Below are 23,643 nucleotides of genomic sequence, written 5' to 3' on the forward strand. Positions count from 1 at the left end.
ACTAACGATGTCCTGCGGTACCCGGGCCCTCATGCTCACGCCCGGGCGATCCTGATGGCGCTCGTCCCTCCGCTCTTCCCTCTTGATCAACTACTTACCTGCGGGAACTGCGTACTGCTCTACTGCGGGTACTGCTCACGGCGGCCCCTGATCACTGCGGGCCACCCGGTCCGGTCGCCGGTCCCGTCGCCGTCCTGCACAAACCCTGGCTTCGAAACCCCACCACCGCACCGTCCTGCTGTACTGCACTCGCGGGTACCACCGCCCGGCAGTTCGTCTCTGCCGGGCCCTTCGACCTTGCTGATTACGAGAGAAACCATAACCACACCGCCACGCAATGTCTACTCCGAGCACCACAGATTTCTGGGTGTTCGACAGGGAGGTAATCGGACTCGAACAGTGGCGGGCCCCCACCTGGAAGAGTTTCGGGACTGTCGTCAGGCGGCGTCGGCGCTGTTGCCGAGCACGTTGTCGAGGTAGGCCGCGAGGGAGGCGCGCAGGCTTTCCGGCGTCTTCTTCCGATCGTCCAGCAGGTAGGCGACCAGATCGGCGCGGATGGCCGCCAGCAGGGCATGGGCGGTGTAGTCCGGATCGTGGGTGCCGGGCACTTGGGCCAATGCGGCGCGGAGGTTTTCGTGCCACCAACCGTAGTGCTCGGCCCGGTAGGGGCTGCTGCTGAGCCCGGCGTCTTCTGCCGCGGACATCAGGTTACGATTCTCGATCTTGAAGCGGAGCGAGATGTCGAGGAGGTCCAGCACCCGCTGCCGCGGTGACGCACCGGCCTCGTCCCACACTTCCCGCACGGCGTGCCGCAGGGGTTCCAGACGGGAGGCGATCACGGCGCCGATCAGGCCCGCCCGGTCGCCGAAGTGACGGAAGAGCGTGCCTTTGCCCACGCCCGCGGCCGCGGCGATGTCGTCCATCGACACGGTGTGGGGGCTGCCGCTGGTGGCGAAGAGGGCGTCCGCGGCCGCCAGGACGGCCTCTCGGTTGCGCAGGGCATCCGCTCGCTCCGGGCGCTGGGTCACGGGTCCTCCTCTTGGTCCGCCTGGCGGGTTCGCGCGGCCGGCGGCTCGCGCCCGGCAGCGCCGCTCTCACCCGGCCACCCGGCCAGGCGTCCCGGGTCGCGTAGAGACGGGTCGGGGTGGTGTCGTCGAGCCAGTCGAAGATACGCGTTGTCGTGGGGCGGATCGCGCCGGGGTGGAGTGATCGCATCATGGATACGGGCCGGCCCACGCGCGTAGGAGTGGAGCACAGCCGCGTCATACCACCTCCCTTTCCACGAACGCGCGGAACGTGCCCGCTCGGCGGCCGGTGAAGCGCTCGACCGTGTCCGAGACCCGGTCCTCGGCGCCGGCGGCGATGCGGCGGTCCATGCCGGCAAGCATGGTGGCGAACTCCAGCGGTAGCTCGGCGCCCAACGGTCGCGCAGTTGCTCGAACGTCAGATGACGGTGCACCACGGGTCGGACGGTGATCTCGGTGATGATCGTGGCGACCTCGGCGTAGCTCAGTGTTTGTGGCCCGGTCAGGATGAGGTCGCCGTTGGCAGCCTGCCCGTCGGTCAGGGCGCGTACCGCGACTGCGGCGATGTCCTGCGCGTCGACGAACCCGACGCGCCCCTCCCCCGAGGCCGACCAGATGGCGCCGTGGGCGCGGATGCTGCGGGCGTGAGGGCTGTGGCCGACGAAGTTCTGCATGAACCAGGACGGCCGCAGGACCGCCCACTCCTCGAACAGGCCGGGTAGCGCCTGGTGGACCTGGCCCACGACCGGACCTCCGGAGGGTATCGCCGCGGAGCTGAGGAGCACCGCGCGGCGCACACCCACGTCGCGGGCCCGGCGAAGGAAGGGCAGCATGGCCGCGGCCGGGTCGGCGGAGCCGATGGGCGGGACGAGGTAGACGCGGCCGGCGCCGGCCACAGCCTCGCCCCAGGTATCGGGCTCGTTCCAGTCGAAACGGACCGCCTGCGCCCCTTCGACGGGGCCGGCGGTTCGACTGGCGGCTTTGACGCGGCCGCCTTCGGCGACGAGACCGGCGGTCACCCGGCTGCCGGTGGTGCCGGTGGCCCCGATGACCAAGGTGGTGTTCAGGTCGGCCATCGGTTCGTTCCGGTGTTCGGACCGACGGTCCGCTTTGCAGCCTGCGAGGTCGGGGCCGGCAGTTCGCGGTACGGTCCTGCCATGTCCCGATCAGCTGAGAACAGCCTCCCGGCCCCCGTCACCCCGGACGATCTCGACTTCGCCCTACAGCTCGCCGTGGCGGTCCTGCGCGAGGCGCCGCCATCGGCGTGGGACGGAAAGGCGGGTTCGCTGGAGTGGGACTGTTGGGAGACCGTCGAGCACCTCAGCGACGACCTCTTCGCCTACGCCGCCCAACTGGGTCCCAAAACACCGCCCTTGGACGGCGACGTGCCATTCGTGTGGCTGAGTCGGCGGCCCGGCGGCCCGGCGAACGTCATCCACGCGGACCGTACGGCGGGGCCCAGCGGCCTGCTGCAGGTACTGGAGGCCAGTGGCGCGCTGCTGGTCGCCATGGCACGCGCGACGCCCCCGCGGGTTCGGGCCCACCACGTCTTCGGCGTCTCCGATGCCGAAGGCTTCGCCGCCATGGGGATCGTGGAGACCCTGGTGCACACCCACGACCTGGCCCAAGGGCTCGGCCTTGCCTGGAGCCCGCCCGCCGATCTGTACTCACGGGTGCTCGGCCGACTGTTTCCGAACGCCCCGGCAGCCACGGATCCTTGGCCCACCCTCCTGTGGGCCACCGGACGCGCCGAACTGGACGGGCACCCTCGTCTGACCACCTGGCGCTGGGACGGCACGCCCCGTACATAGCGGGCCGGGTGCCTGCGGCGAAGTGCCGGACGGCGGACGGCGGACGGCGGCGGACGATGGCGGCAGGCGGACCATACCGGCAGGCGCCTGGCGGGTTCACGCCGGCCGGAGAGTGGGTTCGGGCCGCGGGGGTGCCGATGGGGTGAGGGCAGAGGGCGCCGGGGTCGGGCCGTCGTATGCGAGCAGGCCGTGGCGGTGGGCCAGGTAGCCGAGTTGGAAGCGGCTCGTCGCGCCGAGCTGACGCATGAGGGCGGAGACGTGGCGCTGGCAGGTGCGTATGGAGATGCCCAGGGCGCGGGCCGTGGCCCGGTCGTCATCGCCCTGGACCAGGTGCTGCAAGATGGAACGTTTCGCCTGGTCCGCGACGTCCTGGATGAATGCCTTTTCGCGCGGCTTGCTGAGGTGCTCTCCCATGGCCCAGAGCAGTTCGATCATCTCGGCCACGAACGCGACCAGGTCCGGGCTGCGTACGAGCAGCGCTCCACCCGTCGCGTCCTGGAGGGGGAGGACGAGCAGGGTCCGATCGAAGACGAGGCAGCGGAGCAAGCCTCCGGAGACCGTTCTCGCCTCGGCTCCGAGATCCGCCATCTCCGCTTCGTACCGCACGGTCGCCGGGTCGAAGCGGGCCGAGTGCTGGTAGAGGGTGCGGACACGGACGCCGCGAGTCAGCAGGTTCCGGTTCCGTTCGCGCGCACGGCGCAGGGAGGCGGTCGACTGGGGGCCGCCGGGTTGGGCGCCGAGCATTTCCTGGGCGCATTCGGCGGCCTGTTGGTCGAGTATGCGTTGCAGTTCGGCTGGAGACTCGATCCGTTCCAACGGCGGTCCCTGGAGGGTGCGTTGGCGGGCGGCGTGAACGATCGCGAGTTCTGCCAATTGACCCCGCATGCGGAGCAGGTCGAGTTGGGCCCCCTGGACCCGCTCCTCCCAGCGTTTCAGTAACTCCTCCGACACGTCCGTAGGGTTGGCTGCTGCGAAGCAGTCGGGCCCGATCTGCTGGACCAGGCCGGCGGCGAGGAGTGCCTCAAGGGTCCGGGGATAGCTGTCGGGAGCGTGGTTGGTGAACAACTGGCTGGTTCGGAGGGGGCCTTGTTCAGCGAACTCACGATAGAGGTTCATCTCCTCGGCGGTCAGTTCTCTGGGCCGGTCGCGGTCCTGCGGGCGCTGCAGTGCGGCTGTTTCCATGTCGCTGCTCTCTCGTTCGCATCCGTCGCGACCGCGATGCTAGAAGACTCCCGGCCATCGCGCCCGCCCCGGGAACATGTATCGGACACACTTCCCCAGGCGTGGCGGCGAGCCCCCTACGGACCCGCATCGGCTCCCCGCAGGGGAATTGAGGGGGCCTGCGCTGCGGATCACCGGACGTCGCGCCTACGCAGGATTGGCCGGGATGCGCGGAAATGCGGCTGAAATTTTCTGCAAGTCCTTGCCGTCGTCTTTCCGACAGTCCACAACACGACGGTCGAACACCGTTGGCGACGGGCGGCCGCTCCTGAATGCTGAACACGGCGCACCGATCCCGGATGTGCGCCGCGCACGAAGGGCATACCGACGTGAACCCCAGACGTCCGGCCGGACCCGTTCCGGCGCCACCGCTCAGTCGTTCCCCGGATGGACCACCTCGACCCCCTGATCCCGCAACACCTCGACGGCGGGAGAGTCGGCGGGGGCATCCGTGACGACGAGGGCGATCTGCTCCATCGAGCAGATCCGCCCCAACGCGCTACGGCCGATCTTGTCGGCGGTGGCCACGAGGATCACCCGCTGCGCCGCGGCCACCGCGGCCCGCTTCACCTGGACGTCGTCGAGGTTGTAGGCCGTGGCGCCGTGGACCGGGTCGACGCCGCAGCAACCCAGGATGAACGTGTCGAAGCACAGGTCCTTGAAGGTCTGCACCGGGGCGTGGCCGTAGAACGAGAGCTCCTCGGGCCGCACCTGTCCCCCGGGCATCACCATCTGGATACCGGACTGCCCGGAGAGGGCGAACGCGGCGTGCAGGGAGAGGGGGGCGACCGTGAACTGGCGGCCGGCCATGGCCTTGGCTACGGCCACGGCGGTGGTGCCGGTGTCCAGGGCCACGGTCTCGCCGTCGGTAAGGAGCGCGACCACGGCGCGGGCCAACCGCTCCTTGGCGTGCGCCCCGGACATGGCCCGGATCGCATAGGGCGGCTCGACGCCACCGGGCAGGCTGCTCACGGCGCCGCCGCGCACCCGGCGCAATGCCCCCCGGGACTCCAGGACCTCCAGGTCGCGCCGGATGGTCATCTCGGACGCCCCGGTGGCCTGGGCCAGCTCGGCGACGGTCGCACGGTTCTGCTTCACGAGCAGTCCCACTACGAACTTGTGCCTCTCCATCACGTTCATGTGTCTGCTTTTAGCACAGACGGGGCACCGAAGGGCTTCGGATGTGCGTTACGGACAGGCGATCTGTTGAAACGAACACGCTGTCTGCGTATGGTGAGCGGAGCAGTGTGAACTTCAGGCCGTTATGAACGTGGATCGTGTTCATGCGAATCCGAACGATGAGGAGAGCGATGTCCGCCACCACTGAGGCCGACCCGCCGGGAACGGGAAAGCCTCTCCTCACCAACCTCGCGATCGTCGCCTCGTGCGTGGCGTTCGTGGTCATCGGTGCCCTACAAGCGCTGTACGGACCCGCGATCCCGGCCCTGCGGGAGGAGTACGGCATCAGCCCCGCCGTGGCCGGGCTCAGTCTGAGCGCCCACTTCATCGGCGCGCTGGCGGGTGTGCTGATCTACCACCTCCTGCGGGGCCGTCTGAACAACCGGGTGCTGCTCGGCGGCTCCTACGTGCTCATGGCCGCCGGCGCGGCGGCCTTCGCGTTTTCGCCGAACTGGATCCTGGCCCTCGTCGGCACGTTCGTGATCGGTCTCGGCTTCGGCGGCATCGACTACGGCCTCAATCAGCTTTTCGCCGTCGGCTTCGGCCGCCGCAGCACCGCCATGCTCAACCTGCTCAACGGCCACTTCGGCATCGGCGCCATCGCCGGACCGGCCCTGATCGGATGGCTCGGGGCGGACAAGTACCCGCAGATCTTCCTCGGCATCGGCGTGGTCAGTCTGCTGATCATGGTCACCCTGGGCGGGGTGGCCGCCCGGGAGCCGCAGCCGGCCCCGGCAGCGGGCGCCACGACCACCGGACCCCGCGTGCTCCCGATCATCGCGGTGTTCATCGGGATCTACGTCCTGCACGTCGCCATCGAGACCGGCGTCGGCGGTTGGGAGCCCACCCATCTCGAAGCCGTCGGATACGGCGCAGCCACCGCCGCCACCGCCACATCCGCCTACTGGGCGGCCATGACCATCGGGCGCTTCGTCGTCGCGCCCCTCAGCCTCCGCTGGTCCGCGCCCTCGATCCTGATCGTCTGCTGTGCGGGCATGGCCGGCTTCCTCCTCCTCGCGACGATCCCCGCCGTCGCCCCCTACGCGTACTTCGGCGTCGGCCTGATGATCGCGCCGATCTTCCCGACCTGCCTGCCCTGGCTCAACCGCGCCGTCCCCGGCGTCGCCGCGGCCGGCGCCTATGTGATCGCCGCCTCCATGATCGGAGGCGTGGCCTTCCCGCCGCTGCTGGGAGGAGTCATCGACACGATGGACGTGAAGACCGTGCCGCTGGTCCTGTTCGTCCTCGCCCTGCTCTGCGGCGTCCTGAGCCTGTGGCTGCGGCGCAACGCCCCCGATCCCGGCGGGGTGGAAGCGCCCCGCGAGACGGGTCACGCCGACGCCGTCGCCACCCCCCGAACCTGACGAAGACGAGGAACACGATGAAGGTGAGGAACGTGAGGAAGCCCAGCTCATGAAAGCCGTTCTCTTCGACCTGTTCGGAGTCATAGCCCGCGTCCAGTCCGCCGAGTCGCAAGCAGTGCTGGAACGCACCGCCGGCGTCGATCCCGAGCGCTTCTGGGAGGCGTACTGGTCGCAGCGCGCACCCTACGACCGTGGCGAGGTGACGGGACCCGGCTACTGGCAAAAGGTATCCGCCCAGCTTGGAATCCCACTCGACGCCCGCTTGACCGCGGACCTGATCTCCGCCGATCTCGACAGTTGGAGCGAGATCGACCCGCACGCCGTGGAACTGCTGGATCACCTCGTCGACCGGGGGCTCGTCCTGGGGCTCCTCTCCAACATCCCCGAGGAACTCGCCGCCCGGTACGAGGCCACCCAGCCCTGGCTGGAGCGATTCGCCGTCCGCTGCCTCTCCTGCCGCATCGGCAGCGCCAAACCCGAGCCGGCCGCCTACCAGTGGTGCGTCCGCGCCCTTGAACTCGCCCCCGAGGACATCCTGTTCGTCGACGACCGGGCCGACAACGTCCGGGCGGCACGCGAACTGGGTCTCCAGGGGCATCTCTTCACCTCCCCAGAGGAACTGCGCGCCGCGCTGGAGGCGGCGTCGCCGTGACGGCGACACCCCGGCTGTACACCCTGTGTGCCGCCGCCGTGGACGGCCACTTCCCGCCGGCGCGCCGGGAGATCGAGGCCGGCCGGGGGCTCGTCGGCGCCCTGCTGGTGCAGGGCGCGCTGGCGGGTCGGCTGGAACTACGTCGGGACCGCGTCCGATTGACCGGTCGCGGCGGATCGGGCGATCCGGCGCTGGACGAGTTCCTGGACCGTCTCCGCTCTTCCTCCCCCGGCTACCGGACACCGGCCGACTGGGTGCGCGCGCTGGGCCTTTGGGCCCTCGCCGCCCTGCACCCCGGGTCGCGTCCACCAGGCCGTCCGGCGCCCCCCAGCCACCTGCGCATGCGACCCGGGGAGGCGCTGCGCACGGTGCGTACGGCCGTCGAGGAGCCGGGCCCCGACGTCCTGACCGCGGTGGCCGCGGGCGCCCTGCTCACCGCCACCGGCCTGCACGGGCCGGCCTGGCCGGACCTCGCCCGAGCCGAGGCGGCGCGCCGCTCCCTCCGGTCCGCGGCCGCTCTCGGGCCCGCCGGAGTGCCCGTCGCCCTGGCCGCGACCGCGGTCTCGGACTCGCTCAGATCCTCGGCCACCGCCTTGGCCTTTCCAGGTTAGGGCCTTTCCCGGTCCGTCTTTCCGGTGCGGCATGTCCCGGTGGGGTCATGTCCCGAGCGCGAAGTGATTCACATCCCCAAAAGCCCCACTTGTCAGGGGCCGTTGGAATGTGATCGTATGAATCCGAAGGCGCTGCCGCGAGATCCCTGTCTGAAACGGGTGAAGTATTCCGGGCCGCCCCCACCGACATCAAGCCGATTCCCATCCCCGACCTGTCGGACGTGAGTTGTCTTTCGCCGTCCACCCCGTGATGTTTTTCAGTGACCCGCGTGAGAGGGACCGATGGAAACCAAGGATGTTACCGAGCACATCTATTACCCCGTCAGTGACTACAAAATGGCGCGGGGTGAGGGTGTCTACCTCTACGACGAGGACGGGAAGAGTTACCTCGACTGCGCATCGGCGACGTTCAATCTGAGCCTGGGTTACTCCCACCCGGCCGTTGTCGCCGCCATGAAGGACCAGCTCGACAAGGTGATCCACATCACCTCCTCGTACCAGAGCGACCCGGTGAACGGACTCGTCCAGCGACTGGTGGAGGTCTCCCCCGCCAGCCTGACCAAGGTGCACCCGAAGGTGTCCGGTGGCTCCGTCGCCAATGAGGGCGCCATCAAGATGGCGCAGCTCGCCACCGGGAAGTCCGAGGTCATCACCCTCTTCCGCAGCCACGTGGGCCAGACGATGATGATGACATCGATGTCGGGCAACTCGTTCCGCCGGGAGCCGTTCCCGACCCTCTTTCCCGGCAGCCTCCAAGTGCCCGACCCGTACTGCTTCCGCTGCTTCTACGGGCAGGAGAGGGAGACCTGCGGACTGATGTGCGTGGATCGCCTCGAGGACTTCGTCGATTACGCGAGTTCCGGCCGCGTCGCCGCCGTCCTCATCGAGCCGATTTCCGGTAACGGCGGCAACATCGTGCCGCCGGACGGCTACATGCAGAAGTTACGCGCCTTCTGCGACGAGCAGAACATCGCCCTCATATTCGACGAGATCCAGACGGGTATCGGCCGGACCGGTCACATGTTCGCGGCCCAGTATTTCGGTGTCGAACCCGATGCCATCACCACGGCCAAGGGGCTCGGCGGGTCGGGCGCCCAGGTGGCGGCGATCCTCACCAATGAGCGGCTCGCCGGTCTTCCCGCGAGCCACCATTCCTTCACTTACGGCGCCAATCTGCTGGCCGCCGCGGCGGCGAACGTCACCCTCGACATCGTTCGACAGCCGGAATTCCTGGCGAACGTCACGCGAACCGGCGATTACATCATGGAACGCCTCGCGGACATGAAGCGCCGTTATCCGGCCATCGTCGACGTCCGCGGCGTCGGCCTCATGATCGGTTTCGAGATCGCCGAAGCGGACGGCAAGCCGGCCGTGAAGCTCACCAACCACCTGGCCGCCAAGGCCATGGACCACGGCCTGATCCTGCGCACCTCGCGCTACGGCTACGGCAACGTCCTCAAGATCCGCCCGCCGCTGATCCTCACCATGGACCAGGCAGAGGAGATCTGCGACAAGCTGGAGAACCTCTTCCTCGCGGAGCTGGCCCGATGACCGCCGCCAACCCGATGAAGCAGCTCCTCACGTCCCTCGGCCAGTACGTCCGCTCCGAGCTGCTGGCCTACGAGGCCGGTGGCCGTGAGCGACAGGTCCACGGCGACTCCCCGGGCGGTGACGCCCAGTTCGACGTCGACGAGGTGGCCGAGAAGGCCGTACTGGACTACCTCCGCGCCCACGCCGACGTACCGACGGCGCTGTACACCGAGGACGGCTCCTACGTCGAGCTCGCGCCGGACCCGCAGATCCTCCTCGTCGTCGACCCGATCGACGGCACCCGCCCCACCTCGGCCGGGTTGGAGATGGGCATGGTGTCCATCGCGGCCGCCCCCTACGGCGACGGGGCGCCCACCCTCGCCGATGTCGACGCCGCATGCCTGGTGGAGATCAAGAGTGGTGCGTGGCTCTACGGGGACGACGCCGAGGGACTCGACAGCGGGGGGTTCGCCGCCCCGGTGCCGCGACTGAGCCGCAACACCGACCTGACCCGGATGTTCTGGTCGATCGAGTTCAACGGCCACCCCATGGACCTGATGACCGAGGCGTACGGTCACCTCGTCGACCGGTCGGCGAACACCGGCGGCATCTTCGTCTTCAACAGCAGCACCTTCTCCATCTCCCGGATCATCACCGGCCAGCTCGACGCGTACGCCGACATCGGCAACCGCGTCCTGCGCGACCACCCGGACACGGAGGAGGAGTTCCTTCGGGCGGGCCGCGGCTCGATCCTGCACCTGTTCCCCTACGACATCGCCGCCGTGGTGTACCTCGCCCGGCTGGCCGGCGTCGTCATCACCGACGCCTACGGTGACGACCTCGGCAGCACCTCCCTGGTGGACCTCGGCCCGATGAACCAGAAGTCCTGCATCGCGGCGGCCACCCCCGAACTCCACAAGCAGCTGCTCGAATCCATCCGCTGGGACCTCGGCCGCGGAACCGACGCGTCCGCGAGGGAGGAATCATGAAGGCCCTGACGCTCACCGCCGAACGCACGCTCGCCCTCGTCGACCACCCCAAGCCCGAACCCCTGGCCGCCGACGACGTCATCATCCGCGTCACCCAGAGCGGCATCTGCGGCACCGACCGCAGCGTGCTCGTGGGCAAGTTCCCCGCCGAGACCGGCGTGGTGATGGGCCACGAGGCCGTCGGCGTCGTCGACGCCACCGGCCCGGGCGTCACCCGCTTCGCCGTCGGTGACCGGGTCATCGTCAACCCGACCCTGTACTGCGGCAGCTGCCCCAGTTGCCTGGAGGGCCACTGGAACTTCTGCGGCCACAAGGCTGGCACCGAGGTCGGACTGGACTACGACGGCTCCTTCGCCGAGTACATACGCCTCCCCGAGCTCTTCTGCCACGCCGTACCCGAGGGCATGAGCTTCGACCGCGCCGTCGTCGTCGAGCCGCTCGCCTGCGCCCTCAACAACATCGAGGCCGGCCGCCTCGTGGCGGGCGAGACCGCCGTCGTCGTCGGTGGCGGCCCGATGGGCGTGGTCACCGCCATGGCCGCCCAGCTCCACGGGGCCACGGTCCTCCTCGTCGAGCCCGACCCGGTCCGACGCAAGCTGGCACAAGAGGTCTTCGACGCACCCGACTTCGGCGACCGGGTCACCGTCCACACCCCCGACGACCCGGCGCTCGTCGAACGCGGCGACCTGGTCGTCGACTCCGTCGGCAACCTCCTGGAGCAGAGCATCGGCTACGCCGCCGTGCGCGGCCGGGTCGTCATCATGGGCTTCAACAGCAACGCGTCCGCCACGGTCCGTCCACTGGCCCTGTTGCAGCGCGGGCTGCAGATCATCGGCGCGGGCGACTACAACAGCATGATCTTCCCCAAGGCCGTCGAGCTGGCCCGCAGGCTGCCGCTGGAGCGCGTGGTCACCCACCGCTTCGCCCTCGCGGACCACGAGGAGGCGTTCAAGGCACTGGCGGCCGTTCCCGGCGCCGAGTACGCGGCGCTGAAGGTCGTCCTCGTACCGCCGCACGCAGGGGAGGACGCATGAGCCCGTCCCCTCCCACCGCGCTGGCCGAGGCGCTGGTTCCGGGCACCACCCGCCCGGTCGTCGTGGGCGAGTACCCCTACTACCGGGCCGACCCCGCCAAGTGGGCGTCCAACCTGCGCGAACTGCGCGGCCTCGGCGTGGACGTGGTGTCCTGCTACCTGCCGTGGCGGTTCCACGAGATCGGTGAAGGCGCCGACCGCTCCTTCGACTTCACCGGCAAGACCGACCCCCAGCGCGATGTGGTCGGGCTGCTGGAGCTGGCCGCCGACGCCGGGCTGGGCGTCCTCCTCAAGCCCGGCCCGTTCATCCACGCCGAGGTTCAACTCGGCGGCCTGCCCGACCGGCTGTGCGGCCCCCCGCACACCCCGTACCGGGGCCTGGACGGCACGGTCCTGACCTCCCAGGGCAAGCCGCTGCCCAGCCTCCTCGATCCGAAGGTGCAGGCCGAGACGGAGGCCTGGCTGCAGGCCGTCGCCGACGAGGTCGTCGCCGGGGCCGTCGCCCCCGACGGCCCCGTGGTCGCCCTCCAGCTCGGCAACGAGGGCACCTCTGGAGACGCCCACCTGCCCGTGGACGCGCAGGACGCCTCACCGGCCGCCCGTGAGGCGTTCTCCCGCTGGCTTACCGGGCGCGGTCTGCACGACGAGGCCGCGCGCACCGGCGATGACGTCGCCCGGTGGACCAGTGCCCTGCGGCAGTTGTGGTCGCAGTGGTCCGGCTACGCCATCGTCGGCCTGTGGGACAGGATCTCCGCCCTGTTCCCGGCGGGACCGGTCCGGCTGGTCAACGTACCCCTGACCGGTCTCACCGCACCGCGCGCCGCCCTCGACGCCTGGGCCGCCCGGCAGCGCGCCATCCGGGGCTCCGGCCACCTGATCGGCCACACGGAGTGGGTCGGCAACCCGGCCCGGGACACCACCGCGTTCGGCTCCCACCTGGCCGGGATCCTGCTCGGCGGCACCGACGTGGTCGAGGCCAACTGGGGCTTCACCTGGACCGACGAGACCTTCGCCGAGCCGGCCACCCCGGTCTTCAACGCCCTTCTGGCGCTCCTGCTGGGCTCCACCACCCTCAGCGTCTACACGGCCTGCGCCACGGGCAACTGGGGCGATCTGGTGGACATGGACGCCGACGGGCTGCGCTCCGAAGGAGTCGACCCGGCCCTGCACGCGCCGCCGTACAGCCCCGGGGCGCCGCTCGCCGAATCCGGCGCCCACCAGGCCAACGCCGAAGGGCTGCGCCTGCTGTCCCGGTTCCTGGAACGTTTCGGCGACCTGCTGATGACCGGCACGCCGGACCACGACGCGATGGTTCTCGTCGACCGGACCCTGCCCGAAGCGGGAGCCTGGCAGCGCACCGGCCGCACCGTCCTCGCGGAGGTCGCCGACGCCGTGCACGAGCAGTTGACCGGTTCCGGCCGGCAGCTCGGCCTGGGCTGGCTCGACGGCCACTCCGAGCCGGCCGCCGAAAGGGACGGACTCCCCGTCGCCGTCCTGCGCGCCGGACAGCCCGACAGCCCCGACGGCCCCGACGAGTTGACGGTGCCGGCCGGGAAGTCGGCCGACGGAGCGGTCTCGGCCTTCGTCGCCTCGTTCGCCGCCACACTGCCCGTCCCGGACGGGCCGCGCTGGACGACGGCGCACGGCAGGGCGCGCGTACTGAGCCGCTCCGGGCCCGGGGGCGTCCGTATCGTCGGCGCCTTCAACCCCACCGACGGCGATGAGCGGGTCACCGGGGCCAGTACCGGCACAGGAGGCGGCACCGGAGGCGGCTGGACCCTGGACCTCCCCGCCGGGACCGCCGCCGTGACCGTCACCCGCGACGGCGAACTCCTGGGCTGGCTGGCCACCCCGGAGTCGGCGTCCACCTCCCCCGTCGTCCTCACCTGGGACGGCGCACAGGCCGACGCGACACGCGTGAGGGCCTCCTGAGAACGCGGGCGGCGGGAGAACGTACCTGACAGCGCGCCTCCCGCCGCCCGCTCCCCCGGGCTCACCGCCCGCCCCCTTGCCTTCCTGGCCTGCTTCCTGCCCTTCTGCACCCCGCGGACCACCTTCCCGCCGGGCCCCTCCCACGAGCGAGACGGCACCATGCCCCCGAACCCTCCCGCCACCACCGGCCCCGAGCCGCACCTGCGCCCGGCCGGCCCGCAGACCCTCGGCATCCTGGCCGAACTCATCGCCCAGGAACAGCCGGTGTTCGCGATGCCCTCCTGGTTCGTGACCACAGAGGCCGCCCAAGCCGGCCATCTCATCAGCGAGTTCGTCGGGGAGTTGGGCATCCGCCCCGCCGGCGCCGACGCCGACTACCGCAGCTTCTTCGCCAACTCCCGCTACGAGGCCCTGCACGGCGCCGTCAAGCTCCTGCGCCACCGGGCCGCCGCGACATCGGCCACCCACCGGGGTCGCGTCCTGGTCCTGGACCCGGACGGCACGCTCACCCGCCGCGCCGACCCGCTCGGCGAAGGCCCCGACCGCGCCCTCGTCCCCGGCCTCCTGACCCACGCCACCGTCGCCGAACTGGGCGCGGCCCTACGCGGTACGGCGGTCTGCGGGCTCGTCGTACGGGCCCCCGAACGGCTCGACCAGAGCGCCCTCGACGCCGTCACGGAGGTCGCCCGTCGCGCCCGGGCCACCGGGGCCCGGATCGTGGTGGACCTCAGCGACATCGCCCCCGACAGCCCGGCCGTCCCCGCCGTCACCGCCCTGCGCCCCGACCTCGTCGTCCTCGGCGAGTCCCTGACGGGCTACGAGGTCCCCTTCGGCTCCTTCACCGGCACCCACGACACGTTCGCGCCGTGGACCACGCCGAAGACCGGCTTCCTGCACTCCAACACCTACGGCGGCAACACCGTCGCGATGCGCGCCGTCATCGCCCGGCTGCTGCCCCGCTGGGACGACGGCGCCCCCGTACACCGCCGGCTCGCCGAGGCCGCCGCCGACCGCCGGGCCACCCTCGACCTCTACGCCCGGCACGTGAACCCGATGACGGTCCGCATGCACCGCAAACTGCACGGCGCCCTGAATGTCGTACGCGCCAAGGGCTCCCGGCTCACCGTCCGCCTCGACTCCGGCCGCGAACTGGACCTGGTGGACGGGTTGTGCGGGGCCGGGCTCGGCGTGGCCGGCCACAACCCCACCGACGCGCTGACCGAGGTCGTACGCGGCCACGACCCCGCCCGCGACCACGTCCGCGAGCTGGAAGAGGTCCTGGCCGAAGAGACCGGTCTGCCCCGCGCCTTCCCCGCCGTCAGCGGAGCCTCGGCGGTGGAGAGCGCGCTCACCCTGGCCCGCCTCGCCCGCCCCCGGCAGCGGCGCATCGTCGTCTTCAAGCACAACTACGGCGGCAAGACGCTCGTCTCCCTGCTGGCCACCGCCGCCGAGCGCACGCGCGCCCCCTTCGGGCCCCTCTACGACGACATCCGCTACATCGACCCCTTCACCCCGCACGCGGTGGACGAGTTCCGCGCGGAGGTGGCCGGCGGCGCCGTCGCACTGGTGTGGATCGAGCTGGTCCACGGCAGCTCCGACGCCTACGCGCCGATCCCGGGGCCGCTCCTGGACGCCGTCACCGAGGGCCGGGCCGCCCACGGCTACCTCATCGGCGTGGACGAGGTCCTGACGTCGTACTACCGCTGTGGCACCCGCTTCGCCCACCACGGCCGGCTCCCCCACGTCGACCTCATGAGCCTGTCCAAGGCGCTGAGCTACGGCTGCTTCCCCACCGGCGCCGCCCTCGTCTCCCAGGAGGTGTACGACGCCGCCCGCGCGAGCAACCCGCGGCTGGTCGAGGAGCTGCGCGCCCACCACGCCCACGCGCTGGGCGCGCACTTCGCCCTCCAGGCCATCGCCCAGGTAGACGCGCTCGGCCTGCCCGAACGCGTCCGCGCCCTGTCCCGGACGGTGCGCACCGGGCTCGCCGCCCTGGACACCGGCCCGCGCGGCGTCGTCGGCCGCCGTTTCGCCGAGGGCCTGCTCGGCAGGCTGGAGCCGCGGGTGCCCGGGCCGCTCGGCCGCTTCGTCGACCCCGAGGGCGAGTGGATGACGTACGCGTTCATCGTGTGGTGGATCACCCGCGCCCGTGCCTTCGTCGTCTACGACGTCTTCCTGCTGCCGCTGACCGCGACGGAGCGGGAGATCCGCCAGGTCATGCTCGGCGCCCGCCGGCTCTCCCGCACCGGGCCGGTCCGCCTGCTGGGCCGGGCGGCGCTGTTCCGCCTCGGACAACGCCTGTCCCGGCGACCGGCCCCCCACCCGTCCCGCATGCCCGCGAACCCGAGGAGCACGACATGAGCACGCAGAACGTCGAAGTGATCCGCCGTTTCTTCCGGCTCTTCGAAGAGGGTCGGCTGGGTGACATCGAGCCGCTGCTGGCCCCGGACTTCGAGTGGGTCTACCACGGCCCCGCCTCGCTGCCCTGGGCCGGTGTGTACCGCGGTGTCGCGGGCTTCCGGAAGTTCTTCGCCATCGTCCGCGAGCTGATCGAGGTGCAGGAATGCACGGCGTACGACTACCTCGACGCCGGGGACCGGGTCGTCGTGCTGGGCCTGAGCCGGACCCTGGTCCTGGCCAACGACGCACGCTATGAGGCCCAGTGGATGAACGTCTTCACCGTCCGGGACGGGCTCATCTCGCGCTACCTCGACCTCTACGACACCGCCGGCGTCGTAGAGGCCCTGCAACGCGCGCCGCTGGAGGTGACCTCGACGCCGTGAACGCTTCCGCCACCTCCTCCGGCGCCACCTCCCTCGGCGCGGCCTTCACCGCCGTGGCCCGGGCCCACCCCCACCGCATCGCCCTCGTCCAGGGCGACCTCCGGATCGGTTACGGCGAGCTCGCGACCCGCGCCGCCGCGGTCGCGCGCCGACTCGACGGCCGGCCGGCCCCCGACGAGCCCATCGGGATATGTGCCGGTCGCTCGGTCGGCACGATCGCCACCCTGCTCGGAACGGTGCTGGCCGGGGCCGCGTACCTGCCGCTCGACCCCGACGCTTCCGACGAGCGGATCCGCGCCCTCGTCGCCGACAGCCTCCTGCGCACGGTGTTCGCCGCCGAGCGGGACGTCCCGCGACTGCGGGCCGTGCTGCCGTCCGGTGTGACGGTGCTGCCCGTCGAGGAGCGCGCGCCGGAGCCAGGCGCGCGACCGCCGTACGCCGTACCGGCAACGGGCTCGGGGCAGGGCCCGGACTCCCTGGCGTACGTCATCCACACTTCGGGCAGCACCGGCACGCCCAAGGGCGTCCAGGTCGCACACCGCTCGGTCCTCGCGCTGGCGCACGCCCCGGAGGCCGGACTCGGCCCCGCCGACGTCGTCCTGCAGCTCGCCCCGCTCCACGTGGACCCGTCGGTCTTCGAGGTCTGGGGGGCGCTGCTGAACGGCGCACGGCTCGTCCTGCCGGAGGCCGAACGGCCCGGCGTGCACGAGATCGGCCGGGAATGCGCCCGGCACGGGGTGAGCGTGCTCCGGCTCGCCGCACCGCTGTTCCGGCTGGCGATCGAGCACATCACGGCCGATCTGCGCGGGCTGCGGCTCTGCATTTCCGGCGGCGACCGGGCCGATGTCCACGCGGTGCGCACCGCCCTGCGCGAGCTGCCCGGTTGCCGGATCGTCAACGGCTACGGCCCGACGGAGACCACCGTCTACGCGTGCTGGCAGACGCTGGACGGACCGGAGGACTGGGACGGCGGCCGGCGGGACGTGCCGATCGGCCGCCCGTTCGGCGGTGCCACCGCGCACGTGCTGCGCCCCGACCGCACTCCGGTCGCGCCCGGCGAGGAGGGAGAGCTCTGCGTCGGCGGCCCCGGCGTGGCCCGCGGGTACCTCGGCCGGCCCGGGCTGACGGCCGAGCGTTTCATCCCCGAGCCCGGCCGGCCCGGCCGCACCGCCTATCTGACGGGCGACCGGGTACGGGTGCTACCCGGCGGTGAACTCGCCTTCCTGGGGCGCTTCGACGACCAGGTCAAGATCCGCGGCCACCGGGTCGAACCCGTGGAGACCGAACGGGCGCTGCTGGACCACCCGGCGGTTCGGGAGGCCGTCGCGGTCCCGTACGGCACCGCGGACAGTCGTCGGCTGGCGGCCTTCGTGGTCCTGGCGCCGGAGACTGTGCCCGACGGCGACGGCCCGGGTGTCCTCGCCGCCCACGCCGCCCGGATCCTGGCCGCACCGGCGGTACCCGCGGTCGTCACCGTCCTGACGGCGCTGCCTGCCACCGCCAACGGCAAGCCTGACCGCCGGCTCCTCGCCGCCCTCGCGGAGCAGACGGCCCGCGGAACCGAAGCGACGGCCCGCGACGCGGAGACCCGCCGGGCGGCGGGCGGTGGGGCCCGACAGGTCGTCACCGCGCACTGGGAAGCCGTACTCGGCAAGGCCGCCGGCCCGGACACCGACTTCTTCGCCGCAGGCGGCGACTCCCTGTCCGCCATGGCGATCCTGGCCCGTCTGGAACGCGACCAGGGCGTGACCCTCACGCTCGCCGACCTCTTCGAGGCACCGACGATCCGGGCCCTGACCGCCCGCGTGGCAGCCGCGACGGAAGCGCCCACAGCCACCGCCGAACGGGCCGTCGCCCCGGCCGTGCCCGCGCGGGGCGACACCGACTGGCTGCCGCTGTCGGCCGGACAAGAGGGGATCTGGTTCGAGCAGGAGGCCGCCGCGAGCCCGGCGCGCTACGTCATCTCCCGTGCCTTCCTCATCGAGGGGCCGTTGCACCTCGCGCGGCTCCGGGAGGCGCTCGACCGGCTGGGACGGCGACAGGCCGCCCTGCGGACCGTGGTGCGCCGCGACGCCGACGGCTGGCGACAGCGCCTGTCCGCCGACCCGGGCGCCACGATGCGCCACCTCGACCTCGCCGGAATCCCGGCCGAGGACCGTGAGACCCGGGCCCACGCCCTCGTCGCCGAGGAGACGGCCGCCGGCCCCGACGCCGACGGCACCCCGCTCCTGCGCTCCCTGGTGCTCACCCTCGGCCACGACCGCACCCTGGTCCACTTCGCCATCCACCACGCCATCGCCGACGACTGGTCCCTTGACCTCTTCCTCACCGAACTGTCCACCCTGTACGCGGACCCGGACGCCCGCGACGCCGACGCCCTCCCGCCGCTTCGCCTGACCTATCCCGACCACCTGCGCCGCGTCCTCGCCCCACCGCCGGAACAGCTCACCTCGGCAAAGGAGTTCTGGCGCGGCGCCCTCGACGGCGGCGCCGCGGCCCTCGACCTCGTGACCGACCGACCCCGGCCGGCGGTGCTCAGCGGCGCCGGCGACCGGGTGCGGCTGCGGATCGGTCCCGAGCAGTGCGCCCGCCAGGCCGAGGCCGCCCGACGGCACGGCGTCAGCCCGTACATGTTGTGCCTGGCCGGGGTCTACACCGTCCTGGCCGCGCACGCCGAACGCGACGCCCTGACCCTGGGCACCCTCACCGCCGGCCGGAGTCTGGCGGGCGCGCAGGACCTCATCGGCTGTTTCGTCAACCTGCTGCCCGTGCGCGTCGAGGCGGACTCCACCACCACGGTCGCCACCCTGCTCGGTCGGATCCGGGCCGCCTGTACCCGGGCCCTGGGCCATCAGGACGTGCCCTTCCAGACGGTGGGACGGGAACTGGCGCCGGCCACCGCCGCGCGCGCCGCCGTACCGTTCCAAGCCGTCGTCAATTACCGTCGACGACACCCTCGTTCGTTGGACCTGCCCGACGCGCGGGTGGGCCCCTGGGACACCGGGGAACGCGACACCGCCACCTTCGAGCTGGCCTTCACCTTCCAGGAGGTGGGCGACGGCCTCGATGTCGAGGTGGAGTTCAGCACCGACCTCTACCGTCGTGCCACGGCCCGGAGGCTCGCGGGCCAGGTGGCCGCCGTGCTCGACCGCCTCACGGACGGCGACCCGACCCTGCGGGACGTGACGCTGTTCGAGCCGGGAGAGTACGAGCGCCTGTGCCGCGGGCCGGAACCGGCGCCGGAGGGCACGGACACCACCCTCACCGCCCTCGTCGCCCGGCAGGCCGCCGTCCGCCCGCACAAGACCGCGGTGGTCGGGCCGGGCACCAGCCTCACCTACGCGGAACTCGACCGCCTTTCCGACACCGTGGCCGCCCGTCTTAGCGCCCGGGGCATCCGGCCCGGCGACCACGTCGCCGTGTGCCTGGAACGTTCCCCGCTGCTCGTCACCACCCTCCTGGGGGTCCTGAAGACCGGCGCCGCCTACGTCCCGCTCGATCCGGCGTACCCCGCCGAGCGGCTGCGCCACTGCGTCGCGGACGCCGGCGCCGGCGCGCTGGTCTGCGCCAAAGACACCGCCGACACGCTGTTCCCACACGGCCCGGACCCTCGGCCCGGACCACCGGTCCTGGACGTCGAGACGCTCACCGCCCCCGGTGAAGCGGCCGGTCCCGCATCCGCGCCGGCCGATCCCGGCGCGGCGGCGTACCTCATCTACACCTCCGGCAGCACGGGCCGCCCCCGTGGCGTCGGCGTCCCGCACCGGGCGGTCGTCAACACCCTGCTCGGCTGCCTCGACCGGCATCCGTTCACCGCCGACGACGTCTGGCTCCAGTTGACCTCTCCCGGCTTCGACGTGGCCGCCTTCGAGCAGTTCATGCCGCTGGTCAGCGGCGCCACCCTGGTCTACGCGGACGACGCGACCCGGACCGACGGCGGGGTCCTCACCCGGACCCTGCGCACCGCCGGTGTGACCGTCATGGTGACCGTCCCCTCCCTGTTGCGCGCCCTGGACCGGCCCGACCTGGCCTCCGTACGGGTCCTGCTCGTCGCCGGCGAACCCGCGGACCTCCACGACACCCGCCGTTTCGCCCGGGACCGGGTCGTCATCAACGGATACGGCCCCACCGAGGCGGCTATCCTCGCGACCACGCACCAGGCGCTTCCCGACGACAGCCGGGCCCGGGTCCCGGTGGGCAGCGCCCTGCCCGGTACGGCCGCCCACGTCGTCGACCGTCACGGACGGCTCAGCGCCACCGGGGTACCCGGCGAACTGTGGCTGTCGGGCGCCGGGCTCGGCGCCGGCTACCACAACGATCCCGCGCAGACGGACCGGCTGTTCACCACCCATCCCGCGCTCGGTCACGCCGGGCGGTGCTACCGCACCGGAGACCGGGTACGGAGGCTGCCCGACGGCGCCATCGACTACCTCGGTCGGCTCGACCACCAGATCAAGCTGCGCGGATTTCGCATCGAGCTCGGGGAGATCGAGGCCGCCCTCGCCCGACACCCCGGGGTCCGGGAAGCCGTGGCGGTCCTCCTCGGCGCCGGACCCGACGCCGAACTCGCCGTGGGCTACGTCGGGCGGGCCACGCCGCACGAGGCCCGCGGCCACCTGACCCGGCTGCTGCCCGACCACATGGTGCCGCGCCTGGCCGTCGCCGTCCCCGCCCTGCCGACCGGCAGCCACGGCAAGGCGGACCGCCCCGCGCTGGCGGCCCGACTGGCCGTGCTCCGGCAGCAGCCGCGGCCCGCCGGCGCCCCCGCCCCGGACGACCCGGCGAACGACACCGAGCGGCGGCTGCTGGACCTGTGGGCCGAGATCCTGGGCGGCCCCGCGGGCTCCCCGGAGGACGACTTCTTCGCGCTCGGCGGACACTCCCTGCGGGTCGTCCGGCTCCTCGGCCGCATCGAGCGCCAGTACGGCATCCGGATCGCCGTCGCCGACTTCCTCGCCGCGCCGACCGTACGCGCGGTCGCCCACCGGCTGCGGGGAGCCGTCCCGGCGGCCACACCGGTGGGTCCCGAGGACGCACCCCTCGATCCCGGCGTGGTCTTCACCGCCCGGCCCGGCCCGACCAACCCCCACGACCGCGTCCTGCTCACCGGGGGCACCGGATTCGTCGGCTCCCACGTACTGGCGGAACTGCTGGACCGCACCACGGGCCCGATCCTGTGCCTGGTCCGGGCCGCCGACTCGGAAGCCGCCCGCGCCCGGCTGACCGCCGCCCTGCGCCGCCACGGGCTGCGCCCCGACCCGGCGGACCCGCGTATCGTCGCCGTCCCCGGCGACCTCTCCCTGCCCGGCCTCGGCCTGAAGGGCACCCGGTGGCACAACGAGGTCCGCCGAGCGGCCACCGTCCTGCACTTGGGCGCCGAGGTCCACCACCTGTCCGGCTACCAGCACCTGGAGGACGCCAACGTCCGCGGCACCGCCGAACTCCTGCGGATCTGCGCGGAGGGCCGACCGGCCCGCTTCCACCACATCTCCACCCTCGGGGTGTTCCAGGACGGCCCCCACGGCGCACCACCGCGCACCATCACCGAGGCCACCTCGGCGGCCGGTGAACGGCACCCGCGCGGCCGCGGCTACGCGGCCGGCAAATGGGCGGCGGAACACCTCGTGGCCCAGGCCCTCGACCGGGGCGCCGACGCGCGGATCTACCGGCTCGGCCGGGCCGGCGGGAGCACGACGGGAGCCGTCAGCCACGACGACTTCCTCAGCCGCCTGCTGCTCACCTCCACTGCCTTGGGCTGCCATCCCGACGATGCGCGGCTGGCCACCGACGCGCTGCCCGTGGACACCATGGCCCGCGCCCTGGTGGCCCTGGCCCTCGCCGAAGGCGAGCCGGGCGCCGTCCACCACCTGCACCATCCGAGGCGCACCCCGCTGTCGGAGCTGGTCGCCGTGTACGACCGGCGCACCGGCCGGACCACCCGCGCCGTCCCCCTCGACGCGTGGCTGCGCAGGCTGGACGAGGCCGCGGCCGCCGGCGCCGCCCTGCCCGCGCTCGCGTACCGCGAGCACCTGCGGGACCTCCGCGACAACCCGGGCGCGGGCCGCCTCGACCACCGCAACGACGCCACCCTCACCGCCCTGCGCACCCTCGGCATCACCGCGCCCGCCTTGGACGACGCCCTGGTCGGCGGCTGGTGGCAGAACCTCGACCGGAGTGCCCATGACGACTGACCCGAAGACCGGCTCGAAGACCGGCTCGAAGACCGGCTCGAAGACCGGCTCGACGACCGGCTCGACGACCGAGCTGCGGTACCCCATGGACCGGCAGTGTCCGTTCGCCCCGCCTCGGGAGGTCACCGCCGTCCGGGACGCGGGCGCCGTACCCCGGGTGACGCTGTGGAACGGCGTCCGGCCCTGGCTGTTCACCCGTTTCGAGGACGCCCGCGCCGTCCTGTCCGACCCGCGGTTCAGCGCAGACAAGAGCCGCCCCGGCTACCCGCTGTCCAGCGCCGTCGCCCTCGCCGAGACGGCCGTGGAACCGACGCTACTGGTCATGGACAACCCGCGGCACGACGCCGTACGACGGCTCGTGCTGGGCGAGTTCACCGTCAAGAGGGCCGAGCAGTGGCGGCCCGCCGTGCGCGCCGTCGTCAACGGGTGTCTCGACGGGATGCTGCGCGGCACCGAAGCCGACCTGGTGGCCGACCTGGCGCTGCCCGTCGCGCTCACCGTCATCTGCGAGTTCCTCGGCGTGCCCTTCGAGGACCGCGAGTTCTTCCGCGACCTGACCCACACCATGAACGTGGTGGCGGGCAGCACCGAGAGCGCCGCCGGGGCCCGCCAGTCACTTCAGGACTACCTGGAGGAACTGGTGGCCGCCCGCGCACTGCGGCCGACGGACGACTTCATCGGTCGGATGGCGGCCCGACACCTGCCCGACGGGTCCATGACCCGCAGCGGGCTGGCCGCGATGGCGCTGCTCCTGCTCACCGCGGGACACGACACGACCGCCAACATGATTTCCCTGGGCGTGCTGACCCTGCTGCGCCACCCCGCGCACTTCGCCGCCCTTCACGCCGGGGAGGACCCCGTACTCCTCGCCGGGACCGTCGAGGAGATGCTGCGCCACCTCACCGTCGTCCAACGCGGAATCCGCCGGATCGCCGTCGAGGACGTCGAGGTCGGCGGCCACATGGTCCGGGCCGGGGAGGGTGTGGTCGCCGTGATCAACGTCGCCAACAGGGACCCGGAACGCTTCCCCGCCGGCGAGGAGTTCGACCCCTCGGCCCGCGCCCGGGGACACCTCGCCTTCGGGTTCGGATCCCACCAGTGCATGGGCCAGTCGCTGGCCCGGGTGGAACTCCAGGAGGTCTATGCCGCCGTGGCACGCCGGATACCGACGCTGCGCACCGCCGTGCCCGTCGAGGACATCCGCTTCAAGTCCGACATGGCCGTCTACGGGGTCCACGCGTTGCCCGTGACCTGGTGAGACCCCGGCCCCCGTGCCGGCAAGCGCCCCTCCTCCGCCCCAGCCCCCCTCCCTTTTGCCCCAT

General features: G+C 72.1%; 15 protein-coding genes and 1 pseudogene. 12 read left to right on the top strand and 4 right to left on the bottom strand.

Translation table 11 applies throughout. From position 1 onward, the window contains the following. Positions 1–437: 437 nt before the first annotated feature. Together ABZ934_RS11095 and ABZ934_RS11100 are read right to left on the bottom strand one after the other, a co-directional pair. Positions 438–1,028 (bottom strand): TetR/AcrR family transcriptional regulator, encoded by a 591-nt coding sequence (locus tag ABZ934_RS11095; protein WP_361311414.1) that lies wholly within the window; start codon positions 1,026–1,028, stop codon positions 438–440. A gap of 234 nt (positions 1,029–1,262) precedes the next feature. After that, positions 1,263–2,101 (bottom strand): annotated as a pseudogene (locus ABZ934_RS11100) (NAD(P)H-binding protein). Between the two features lie 81 nt (positions 2,102–2,182). Here ABZ934_RS11100 and ABZ934_RS11105 point away from each other — a divergent pair. Then, complete coding sequence (locus tag ABZ934_RS11105; protein WP_361311416.1) at positions 2,183–2,836, top strand: maleylpyruvate isomerase N-terminal domain-containing protein; 654 nt, start codon at positions 2,183–2,185, stop codon at positions 2,834–2,836. A gap of 96 nt (positions 2,837–2,932) precedes the next feature. Here the strand turns inward: ABZ934_RS11105 and ABZ934_RS11110 are convergent, their stop codons facing one another. Next, on the bottom strand, positions 2,933–4,018 hold the full coding sequence (locus tag ABZ934_RS11110) for a LuxR C-terminal-related transcriptional regulator (protein ID WP_361311418.1): 1,086 nt from the start codon (positions 4,016–4,018) through the stop codon (positions 2,933–2,935). A 411-nt stretch (positions 4,019–4,429) separates the two neighbouring features. Then, the gene (locus tag ABZ934_RS11115; RefSeq protein ID WP_361311421.1) at positions 4,430–5,197 is read right to left on the bottom strand and encodes a DeoR/GlpR family DNA-binding transcription regulator; all 768 of its coding nucleotides are present in this window, start codon (positions 5,195–5,197) and stop codon (positions 4,430–4,432) included. Positions 5,198–5,367: 170 nt separating this feature from the next. Here ABZ934_RS11115 and ABZ934_RS11120 point away from each other — a divergent pair, with 170 nt between their 5' ends. The 11 genes from ABZ934_RS11120 (at position 5,368) to ABZ934_RS11170 (ending at position 23,579) form a co-directional block, all read left to right on the top strand. Continuing rightward, positions 5,368–6,600, top strand: coding sequence for an MFS transporter (locus ABZ934_RS11120; RefSeq protein WP_361311423.1), 1,233 nt, complete (start codon positions 5,368–5,370; stop codon positions 6,598–6,600). A 49-nt stretch (positions 6,601–6,649) separates the two neighbouring features. After that, the gene (locus ABZ934_RS11125; RefSeq protein WP_361311425.1) at positions 6,650–7,252 is read left to right on the top strand and encodes an HAD family phosphatase; all 603 of its coding nucleotides are present in this window, start codon (positions 6,650–6,652) and stop codon (positions 7,250–7,252) included. Next, positions 7,249–7,863, top strand: coding sequence for a GPP34 family phosphoprotein (locus ABZ934_RS11130; protein WP_361311428.1), 615 nt, complete (start codon positions 7,249–7,251; stop codon positions 7,861–7,863). The genes ABZ934_RS11125 and ABZ934_RS11130 overlap by 4 nt, the downstream gene beginning before the upstream one ends. A 282-nt stretch (positions 7,864–8,145) precedes the next feature. After that, on the top strand, positions 8,146–9,414 hold the full coding sequence (locus ABZ934_RS11135) for an aspartate aminotransferase family protein (RefSeq protein ID WP_361311431.1): 1,269 nt from the start codon (positions 8,146–8,148) through the stop codon (positions 9,412–9,414). Then, positions 9,411–10,382, top strand: coding sequence for an inositol monophosphatase family protein (locus ABZ934_RS11140; RefSeq protein WP_361311433.1), 972 nt, complete (start codon positions 9,411–9,413; stop codon positions 10,380–10,382). The genes ABZ934_RS11135 and ABZ934_RS11140 overlap by 4 nt, the downstream gene beginning before the upstream one ends. Continuing rightward, positions 10,379–11,416, top strand: coding sequence for an alcohol dehydrogenase catalytic domain-containing protein (locus tag ABZ934_RS11145; RefSeq protein WP_361311435.1), 1,038 nt, complete (start codon positions 10,379–10,381; stop codon positions 11,414–11,416). Before ABZ934_RS11140 ends, ABZ934_RS11145 begins: the two co-directional genes overlap by 4 nt. Continuing rightward, on the top strand, positions 11,413–13,347 hold the full coding sequence (locus ABZ934_RS11150) for a beta-galactosidase (protein ID WP_361311437.1): 1,935 nt from the start codon (positions 11,413–11,415) through the stop codon (positions 13,345–13,347). Before ABZ934_RS11145 ends, ABZ934_RS11150 begins: the two co-directional genes overlap by 4 nt. Positions 13,348–13,506: 159 nt before the next feature. Then, the gene (locus ABZ934_RS11155) at positions 13,507–15,708 is read left to right on the top strand and encodes an aminotransferase class III-fold pyridoxal phosphate-dependent enzyme (RefSeq protein ID WP_361311440.1); all 2,202 of its coding nucleotides are present in this window, start codon (positions 13,507–13,509) and stop codon (positions 15,706–15,708) included. After that, positions 15,705–16,130, top strand: coding sequence for a nuclear transport factor 2 family protein (locus ABZ934_RS11160; RefSeq protein WP_361311443.1), 426 nt, complete (start codon positions 15,705–15,707; stop codon positions 16,128–16,130). Before ABZ934_RS11155 ends, ABZ934_RS11160 begins: the two co-directional genes overlap by 4 nt. Further along, positions 16,127–22,321, top strand: a complete 6,195-nt coding sequence (locus ABZ934_RS11165; protein ID WP_361311445.1) for an amino acid adenylation domain-containing protein — start codon at positions 16,127–16,129, stop codon at positions 22,319–22,321. Before ABZ934_RS11160 ends, ABZ934_RS11165 begins: the two co-directional genes overlap by 4 nt. Beyond that, positions 22,311–23,579, top strand: a complete 1,269-nt coding sequence (locus ABZ934_RS11170; protein ID WP_361311448.1) for a cytochrome P450 — start codon at positions 22,311–22,313, stop codon at positions 23,577–23,579. Before ABZ934_RS11165 ends, ABZ934_RS11170 begins: the two co-directional genes overlap by 11 nt. Positions 23,580–23,643 lie beyond the last annotated feature (64 nt).

The organism is Streptomyces sp. NPDC046557 (genome assembly GCF_040645975.1).
In the GTDB taxonomy this organism is placed as follows: domain Bacteria; phylum Actinomycetota; class Actinomycetes; order Streptomycetales; family Streptomycetaceae; genus Streptomyces.

Coding starts and splice junctions, on each gene's coding strand:
- ABZ934_RS11125 (WP_361311425.1), top strand. CDS start 6,650: ATGAAAGCCGTTCTCTTCGACCTGTTCGGAGTCATAGCCCGCGTCCAG.
- ABZ934_RS11140 (WP_361311433.1), top strand. CDS start 9,411: ATGACCGCCGCCAACCCGATGAAGCAGCTCCTCACGTCCCTCGGCCAG.
- ABZ934_RS11150 (WP_361311437.1), top strand. CDS start 11,413: ATGAGCCCGTCCCCTCCCACCGCGCTGGCCGAGGCGCTGGTTCCGGGC.
- ABZ934_RS11105 (WP_361311416.1), top strand. CDS start 2,183: ATGTCCCGATCAGCTGAGAACAGCCTCCCGGCCCCCGTCACCCCGGAC.
- ABZ934_RS11110 (WP_361311418.1), bottom strand. CDS start 4,018: ATGGAAACAGCCGCACTGCAGCGCCCGCAGGACCGCGACCGGCCCAGA.
- ABZ934_RS11115 (WP_361311421.1), bottom strand. CDS start 5,197: ATGAACGTGATGGAGAGGCACAAGTTCGTAGTGGGACTGCTCGTGAAG.
- ABZ934_RS11160 (WP_361311443.1), top strand. CDS start 15,705: ATGAGCACGCAGAACGTCGAAGTGATCCGCCGTTTCTTCCGGCTCTTC.
- ABZ934_RS11120 (WP_361311423.1), top strand. CDS start 5,368: ATGTCCGCCACCACTGAGGCCGACCCGCCGGGAACGGGAAAGCCTCTC.
- ABZ934_RS11170 (WP_361311448.1), top strand. CDS start 22,311: ATGACGACTGACCCGAAGACCGGCTCGAAGACCGGCTCGAAGACCGGC.
- ABZ934_RS11135 (WP_361311431.1), top strand. CDS start 8,146: ATGGAAACCAAGGATGTTACCGAGCACATCTATTACCCCGTCAGTGAC.
- ABZ934_RS11155 (WP_361311440.1), top strand. CDS start 13,507: ATGCCCCCGAACCCTCCCGCCACCACCGGCCCCGAGCCGCACCTGCGC.
- ABZ934_RS11145 (WP_361311435.1), top strand. CDS start 10,379: ATGAAGGCCCTGACGCTCACCGCCGAACGCACGCTCGCCCTCGTCGAC.